The sequence below is a fragment of the Streptomyces sp. NPDC041784 genome, assembly GCF_055591025.1.
On record NZ_JBVJAB010000008.1, the window covers coordinates 379,744 to 387,576 of the forward strand.

7 protein-coding genes are annotated in these 7,833 nt (G+C 72.9%); 4 read left to right on the forward strand and 3 right to left on the reverse strand.

The genetic code is table 11. The annotated features are described in order from the left end of the window. The first annotated feature begins 53 nt into the window (after positions 1-53). The gene (gene corA / locus ACZ6D7_RS20365; RefSeq protein ID WP_469492178.1) at positions 54-1,049 is read left to right on the forward strand and encodes a magnesium/cobalt transporter CorA; all 996 of its coding nucleotides are present in this window, start codon (positions 54-56) and stop codon (positions 1,047-1,049) included. Here corA and ACZ6D7_RS20370 read toward each other — a convergent pair whose 3' ends face one another. Then, on the reverse strand, positions 1,050-1,838 hold the full coding sequence (locus ACZ6D7_RS20370; protein WP_469492180.1) for a ferritin-like domain-containing protein: 789 nt from the start codon (positions 1,836-1,838) through the stop codon (positions 1,050-1,052). A gap of 258 nt (positions 1,839-2,096) precedes the next feature. Further along, a complete protein-coding gene (locus tag ACZ6D7_RS20375) occupies positions 2,097-3,152 on the reverse strand; it encodes an LLM class F420-dependent oxidoreductase (protein ID WP_469492182.1) in 1,056 nt (351 codons plus the stop codon). Between the two features lie 246 nt (positions 3,153-3,398). Here ACZ6D7_RS20375 and ACZ6D7_RS20380 point away from each other — a divergent pair, with 246 nt between their 5' ends. Next, positions 3,399-4,385: an aldo/keto reductase gene (locus tag ACZ6D7_RS20380; RefSeq protein ID WP_469492184.1), complete on the forward strand. Its 987-nt coding sequence runs from the start codon at positions 3,399-3,401 to the stop codon at positions 4,383-4,385. Further along, a complete protein-coding gene (locus ACZ6D7_RS20385; RefSeq protein ID WP_469492187.1) occupies positions 4,382-6,607 on the forward strand; it encodes a helix-hairpin-helix domain-containing protein in 2,226 nt (741 codons plus the stop codon). Before ACZ6D7_RS20380 ends, ACZ6D7_RS20385 begins: the two co-directional genes overlap by 4 nt. A gap of 131 nt (positions 6,608-6,738) precedes the next feature. Here ACZ6D7_RS20385 and ACZ6D7_RS20390 read toward each other — a convergent pair whose 3' ends face one another. Beyond that, positions 6,739-7,452 (reverse strand): hypothetical protein, encoded by a 714-nt coding sequence (locus ACZ6D7_RS20390; protein ID WP_469492189.1) that lies wholly within the window; start codon positions 7,450-7,452, stop codon positions 6,739-6,741. A 47-nt stretch (positions 7,453-7,499) separates the two neighbouring features. On the opposite strand from ACZ6D7_RS20390, the gene ACZ6D7_RS20395 reads away from it, so the two are divergent. After that, complete coding sequence (locus ACZ6D7_RS20395) at positions 7,500-7,688, forward strand: DUF5703 family protein (RefSeq protein ID WP_010350366.1); 189 nt, start codon at positions 7,500-7,502, stop codon at positions 7,686-7,688. Positions 7,689-7,833: the final 145 nt, after the last annotated feature.

Consider the following 7,833-nt stretch of genomic DNA (forward strand, 5'->3'; position numbering starts at 1 on the left):
GGTAGGCACACGCGCGCGTGCGGCGGTGGCCGTCCGAGGGGAGAATACGCTCCGTGATCGTCGACTGCGCCATCTACCGCAAGGGGCGGCGCACGGAGGGACCGGACGACCTCTCCGACGCCCTGGCGGAGGCCCGCGCCTCGGGCGGCTTCGTCTGGATCGGGCTGTACGAGCCGTCCGAGCGGGAGTTCGACCACGTCTCGCGGGAGTTCGGGCTGCATCCGCTGGCCGTGGAGGACGCTCTCAACGCCCACCAGCGGCCCAAGCTGGAGGTGTACGACGACTCGCTGTTCCTGGTGTTCAAGCCGGTCGCGTACGAACCCGAGAGCGACGCCGTCACCTCCGGGGAGATCATGGTCTTCCTCGGCGACGCCTTCGTGGTCACCGTCCGGCACGGCGTGGGCTCGCCGCTGGCGGCCGTACGGCGCCGGCTGGAGGACGAGCCGGAGATCCTCGCCAAGGGGCCGACGGCGGTGCTGTACGCGATCGCCGACGCCATCGTCGACGACTACCTGGTCGTGTTGACCGAGCTGGGGAACGACCTGGAGGAGCTGGAGGCGGAGGTGTTCTCGCCGTCGGGCGGCGGCTCCCGGCACACCGCCTCGCGGATCTACACGTTCAAGCGGCAGGTCCTGGAGTTCCGCCGGGCCACCGTCCCGCTGGCGCCGCCGCTGACCCGGCTGTCGGACATCGGCCGGCTGGGCTCGGACCTGCCCTTCGTGGACGACCGGGCGCGGCCCTTCTTCCGGGACGTCAGCGACCACCTCACGCGCGTGAACGAGTCCGTGGAGGGCCTGGACCGGCTGGTCTCCGACATCCTCTCCGCCCATCTCGCGCAGATGAGCGTCCGGCAGAACGACGACATGCGGAAGATCTCCGCGTGGGCGGCCATGGCCGCGGTCCCCACGATGATCGCGGGGATCTACGGCATGAACTTCGACCACATGCCGGAGTTGCACTGGCTGTGGTCCTATCCGGCGCTGATCGCGGCGATGGCCGTCCTTGAGGTGCTGCTGTACCGGCTGTTCAAGCGGCGCGGCTGGCTGTAGTCACGCGAACTCGGGTGCCGCGGTGGCCGGGCCGCCGAGGGCGTCGCGGCGTTCCGGCGTCGTCAGGGTCACCATGCGCCGCCAGCCGGCGAACCGCTCCCAGGCGTACACGGCGTGGATGCCGGCCGCGAGGACGGCCGCCTTGGGCCTGGGCCAGCCCAGGATGCGGCCCATGTGGGCCATGACGGCGAGGCTGACGTCCCGGTAGATCCGGATCTCGGCGAGCGCGCACTCGCGCAGGGTGCGCTGAATGGCGCGGCCGTGTCCCGCGCGCGCGAAGCGCAGGAGTTCCTCGTGGCAGTAGGCGAGGTGGTTGTCCTCGTCGTTCGAGATCATCTTCACCGCGCGGCCGATGTCGGGGTCGTCCGCGAAGTGCTTGCGCAGCAGCTCCATCTGCTCGGAGGCGCGCTGTTCGGTGACCCGGCTGTGGGCGAGGTAGGTGACGATGTCCTGCACGGTGAGCGGCTGGTCGGCCTTGAGCTGGTCGTGGGCGAGGCCGATGCCGGCCCGCTCCAGGAGCATCGTGTAGTCGGTGTCGGACGGCACGGGGACGGGTTCGAGGCCGCGCCTCTTCATCAGGGCGTTGAAGATCCGCCCGTGCTTGTCCTCGTCGGCGCCGTGGCGGGCGATCTTGGGGGCGAGGTCGCGTTCGTCCGGCGGGACGAGCGCGGCGATCCGGGCGTTCTCCCAGCCGCCCTGTGACTCCCCGCTGGCGGCGATGGAGCAGAAGAGCGCGAAGGACTCGTCGTTGTCGATGATCTCCTGGAACAGACTCTTGGCCGAAAGCATCGGGGGACCCCTCTCCGCGTAGCCGCAGGATTCCGCGTGCGCGGGACTCCGCGAAGAACGAGTCAAATGCGGCCGGAGGGGTGCTGCAACAGCTGTGTCGGACAACTCCGCCAAAAGGAGGACGCCCGGAGTCGCTCCGAGGGCGTAACCGCGTGCGTCCCTGCGCGTTGTTCTCCGTGACGGCCGTGGCGGGGAAGACCCCCGAGCCCCCACCACGGCCGCTGAAATCTCCCTCTGCCGAAGAGTCCCGGACAGGCCCTACGCGAGACCCGCCAGTTCCAGGGCCTCGGTGCCGGCCCGCAGCGAGGCGAGGCGCTCGTCGAGGGTGAAGCCCGCGGGGGCGAGGGTGAGGGTGGTGACCCCCGCGGCGGCGTAGGCCTTCATCCGGTCGGCGATCCGCTCCACCGAGCCCAGCAGCGTCGTCCGGTCGATCAGATCGTGCGGGACGGCGGCCGCGGCGCCCTGCTTGTCTCCGGACAGGTACTTGTTCTGGACCTCGGCCGCCGCCTCCTCGTAGCCCATGCGCTGCGCGAGCTGGTTGTAGAAGTTCTGCTTGCGACTGCCCATGCCGCCGACGTACAGCGCGGTGTACGGGCGGAAGGTGTCGGCGAGCTTCTCGACGTCCTTGTCGTCGCCGACGGCGAGCGGCAGCGTCGGGCAGACGTCGAAGCCGTCGAGGGTCTTGCCGGCCTTCTCGCGGCCGGCCCGCAGGTACTTGATCGCGGTGTCCTCGAGGTGGTCGGCGGACGGGAAGATCAGCAGGGCGCCGTCGGCGATCTCACCGGTCTGCTCCAGGTTCTTCGGGCCGATCGCGGCGATGTACAGCGGGATGTGCTCGCGCTCCGGGTGCACGGTCAGCTTGATCGGCTTGCCCGGACCGCCCGGCAGCGGCAGTGTCCAGTGCTCGCCCTCGTACGACAGCCGCTCGCGGGTCATCGCCTTGCGGACGATCTCCACGTATTCGCGGGTGCGGGACAGCGGCTTGTCGAACTTGACGCCGTACCAGCCCTCGGAGACCTGCGGCCCCGAGACGCCGAGGCCGAGGCGGAAGCGGCCGCCGGAGAGGGAGTCGAGGGTGGCGGCGGTCATCGCGGTCATCGCGGGCTGGCGCGCCGGAATCTGGAAGATGGCCGAGCCGACGTCGATCCGTTCGGTCTGCGCGGCGACCCAGGTGAGCACGGTGGCGGCGTCCGACCCGTAGGCCTCGGCCGCCCAGCAGACGGCGTAACCGAGCCGGTCGGCCTCCTGGGCGACGGCCAGGTTGTCCCCGTCCATTCCGGCACCCCAGTAGCCGAGGTTGATCCCGAGCTGCATGGCCGATTCCCCTTACTGATCAGTAACGACGCTGTCGCCCCGACCTTAGCGCGGGCCCGGGGAGCCGGGGAGGGCGATGTGGTGAGCGTCGCGCGGACCGGGGGTGTGGTGAGCGGCCTGCGGGGAAGGGACCGCCGCCGGGCGGGGATCCGCCGGCGGCGGGCGCAGACGGCGAGGGTGACGCGCGGAGATTCGGTTATCCACAGGCAACCCACGGCCCAGTTCTGGCCAGTAATCTCGGCGTCCATGGAGCAGAGGCATCTCGGCCGCACCGGCCTGCGTGTGTCCCGCATCGGGCTCGGCACCCTGACCTGGGGGCGTGACACCGACGAGCACGACGCCGCGGACCTCATGAAGACGTTCTGGGAGGCGGGCGGCACCCTCGTCGACACGGCGGACGTGTACGGCGACGGGGACGCCGAGTACCTCCTCGGGCGGCTCATAGACGGCCTGGTTCCGCGGCGGGACCTGATCATCTCCACGAAGGCCGGCAGCGTGCCCGACCCGGACCGCCGCTTCGACGGCTCACGGGGCCATCTGCTCGCCGCCCTCGACGCCTCCCTCGCCCGCCTCGGCACGGACTACGTCGACCTGTGGCACGTCCACTCCTTCGACCCGGACACCCCGCTGGAGGAGACCCTCCAGGCCCTCGACATCGCGGTCGCCAGCGGCCGCGCCCGCTACGCCGGGGTCTCCAACTTCTGCGGCTGGCAGCTCGCCAAGGCCGCCACCTGGCAGCTGTCCGCGCCGGGCACCCGGACCCGGCTGGCCTGTACGCAGATGGAGTACTCGCTGCTCCAGCGCGGTATCGAGCGCGAGGTGCTGCCGGCCGCGCTGGACCTGGGCATCGGGCTGCTGCCCTCCTCCCCCCTGGGCCGGGGCGTGCTCACCGGCAAGTACCGGGGCGACGCGCTGCCGCCCGACTCGCGCGCCGCCTCCGAGCACTTCTCGCCCTTCGTCGAGCCCTATCTCGACGACACCGCCAGCCGGATCGTCGACGCCGTGACGACCGCGGCGGACGGACTCGCGGTGACCGCGCTCCAGGTCGCCCTGGCCTGGGTGCGCGACCGGCCCGGGGTGGCCGCGCCGATCGTCGGACCGCGCAACGCGCAGCAGCTCACGGCGGCTCTGTCAGTGGAGGCCCTTAGTCTTCCTGACGAGATCTGCCGGGCCCTGGACGATGTGTCGGCGCCCGTGCACCGCTATCCCGATCACGACTGGAGCACGCTGTGAGCACCGAGCCGGAGACCACGGAGAACACCGGGCCGGGGACGCCGGACGGTGAGGACGGCGCCCGCGCGGCGGAGAGCGGCGAGGAGAACACGCAGGCCGCCGAGACCGCAGAGAACGCTGAGAACGCGGGCGAGGCGGCCACCGACGACGAGGACGCCTCCAAGGAGGCCACCGGTGAAAACGCCGCCGCCCAGCTCACCGAGGCCCAAGCCGAGCTGGCCGCGCAGAAGCTCGAGCGGGAGCGGATCGAGCGGCGCAAGGCCGAGAAGGAACCCATCGCCGCCGGGACCAAGCTGAGCGGCAAGGCGGCCGACCTGCTCGCCGCCGTACGGGCGGTGGAGGGCGGCGCCAAGCCCACGGGCACCGTGTTCGACGACCCGGAGCCCGCCCCGCGCCGCGCCGCCCCGGAGCCCGTACGGCACCCGCAGCCGGTGGCCACCGAGGCCGCCGCTCCCCCGCCGCCCGCGCCCGACGCCGTGGACGCCGTGCGCCGCGTGCTCACCGAGGGCGAGGCCCCGGAGAACCTGGCGCCGCAGGTCGCCGCCGCCCTCGGCGAGGGGGCGCAGGAGCTGTTGCGGGAGGACCCCTGGCAGTTGCTGCGCGTCACCGGCGTACGGCCCGAGCAGGCCGACGGCTTCGCGCGGGCGCTGCTGGGCCCGCAGTGCGCGCCGGACGACGAGCGGCGCGGCCGGGCGGTCACCGTCTGGCTGCTGGAGCAGGCCGCGCTGGCCGGGCACACCGCCCTGGAGCTGCCCGCGCTGGCCGCCGCGCTCGGCCGACAGTCCGTGCCGGACGCGGACGCCGCCGTACAGAGCACGCTGGCGGAGGGAGAGGCCCTCGTCTTCCAGGACGCCCTGGAGGAGCCCGGCGCCACACCCGCCGGGGCCGGGGCCGGGGGCGAGGAGGCCGAGGGCGGCGAGGAGGCCGAGGGCGGCGAGGAGGCCCGCCCGGTCCGGGTCCTGGTCGGCCTGGAGCGGTACGCGCTCGCGGAGGAGAGCCTCGCCGACGCTCTGGCCCGGATCGTCAACTCCCTCTCCAAGGAGGCGTCCCCGCGGTGGGAGCCGGAGGGGGTGTCCGGGAGCGCGGCCGAGCTGATCCGTGCCGTCGCCGGGCACGGCCTGGTGCTGCACACCGGCGGCGAGGCCGCCCGTGCGGAACCGGCCGCCCTGCTCACCGCGGCCCGCGCCCAGGGCCTGCGCGCGGTGGCGGCCTGCCACACGCCCGACGGCCGGCACCGGTTCGCCTCCCTCCTGGCCGGGGCGGACGAGGCCGTGGTCACCGTCTCCGGTCTGCTCTCCGGCACCGAGGGCCCCGGCCGGGACGCGGAGGGGGCGCTCGCCCTGGACCTGCTGGTCCTGCCGGACGCCCCGCAACTCGACGTGGAGACCGCCGCGATGGTGGCGGAGTCGCTGCCGGACGGCGCCCGGCTGGTGCTCAGCGGTGACCCGGCGGTGCTGTGGTCCGCCGGTCCGGGCCGGGTCTTCGCCGATCTGCTCGCGGCGCGCGTGTGCCCGCAGGTCGCCTCGCGCACGCCCGACCCGGGGCCGCTGGGCGAGCTGGTCTCCGGCGTCGGCATCGGCGAGCTGAACCAGGTCGAGGCGCCCGGCAAGGAGATCGTGATCGTGCCGGTGCGGGACGCGGGCGAGGCCGTGCACCGGACCGTGCAGCTCATCGCCGACTCGGTGCCCCGGGCCTTCGGTTTCGCGCCCGGACAGACGGTGGTGATCACTCCGGGGCACGGCGGCGCGGCCGGCACGCGCGCGCTGAACGCCGCGCTCAAGGAACGGCTCAACCCCGGCCCGGGCCGCTTCGGCGGCTTCGACCCCGGTGACCTGGTCGTCCACTCCCCCGTGCCGGGCCGTACGGTGCCGGGCCGGGTGGAGAAGGCCGACGCGGAGGGACTGCACCTGTCCTGCGCGGGCGGCCCCGTGGTCGTACCGCAGGAGCGGGTGGGGCAATCCGTACGGCACGGGTGGGCGCTGACCGCGCACCAGGCGGTGGGCAGCCGCTGGCCCGCGGCGGTCGTGGTACTGCCCGGCGACGCGGCGCAGGCACTCTCCCGCCCCTGGGTCTACACGGCCTTCGGCCGCGCCGAGCGCCATCTGTCCGTGGTGCACGGCGTGGAACAGGCCCTGCCGCACGCGGTCGCCGAGGTCCCGGCGAAGCCCCGCACGACCCGCCTGCCGCTCCTGCTGCGCACTCAGGTCCCCCCGGCGGGTTAGACCCCGCCTCCGCCCATGGCGCACGAAACGGCGGCGACCGCCAGGTTTCCCTGGCGACCGCCGCCGTCCTCGTCCCGCTGTCCCGCCTGTCCGGGTATGCCTGTGGAGGCCTGTCCGTCCGTCGGCTGCGGCTAGCGCTCCGCGTCCAGCGGTTCCAGGTCCTCGTCCTCGTCCAGGTCGGCGTCGAGGTCCACCTCGTCTCCGTCGTCGTCGCCGTCCTCGCTCTCGTCCTCGTCGTCGTCCTCGAGGTCGTCGTCGAAGACCGCGCTCACGTCGAAACGGCAGACCACCCGCTGCGGATCGGCCTGGTCGAAGGGTGTCTCCAGCCACTCGCCCGGATCGGCCGGTTCGTCGGCCGCCAGCACCCACAGCGTGGAGTCGCCCTCCTCCAGGCCGAACTCCTTGTGCCGGGAGGCGATCTCGTCCGGTTCGAACTCGCCGAACAGGATGCCCAGCGCGCTGTGCACCGTGCCGGAGGCGTCCGCTCCGCCCTCGTCGTCCGCCGCCTCGACCCGCTGGGCCTGCGCCAGCAGCCGCTGCGGCTCCACGACGGCGTAGTCACGGCGGATCAGCACACTCAGCGCGTTCGGCTCCTCGGGGCCCGCGTACGGCGGCAGCTCCTCCGTGCCGGGGATCTCGAAGGGTGTGACCTCGTCGAAACGGTCGTAGAGCAGCTCGTCGTACGCCTCGGCGGCCGCGGCCAGCTCGTTGAAGGCCTCGTAGACGGCCGGGTCGTCCTCCCCCGTCCTGCGTTCGACCGCCGCCAGGTGACGGTCGAGCGCGGTCTTGACCGCCTCGGCGGCGGCACGTACCTCGGCAGCGGTGGGCTGCGCAGCATCAGACATAGTGCAGACGCTATCCGTACCGGGCCCCAGCCCGCACAATAGATGCGATGCCGGAATACGAATTTGTCGACGTGTACGTACCGCGCGGGGTCTCCCGCAAGGAGGCGGCGCGTCTGCTGACCGACCATGCCGAGTACGGACACTGGGAGTTGCACCGCCTCAGCCTGATGCGTGACGGCAGCCGCAGGGTGCGGTTGCGCCGGCGGATCATCCGCCAGGTGCGCGCCACATGGTGAGATGAGACGACACATACGGAGCGGGGGGGGGGAAGGGGGGGGGGAGCGCGGGGGTGTGCTCCGTGTGGGGGGGGTGGAAGCCCCCCCCCCCCTTCCCCTCTTCCGCTCTGGGAAAGCCGAGGAAACAGCCGCGCCCTGCATTCAA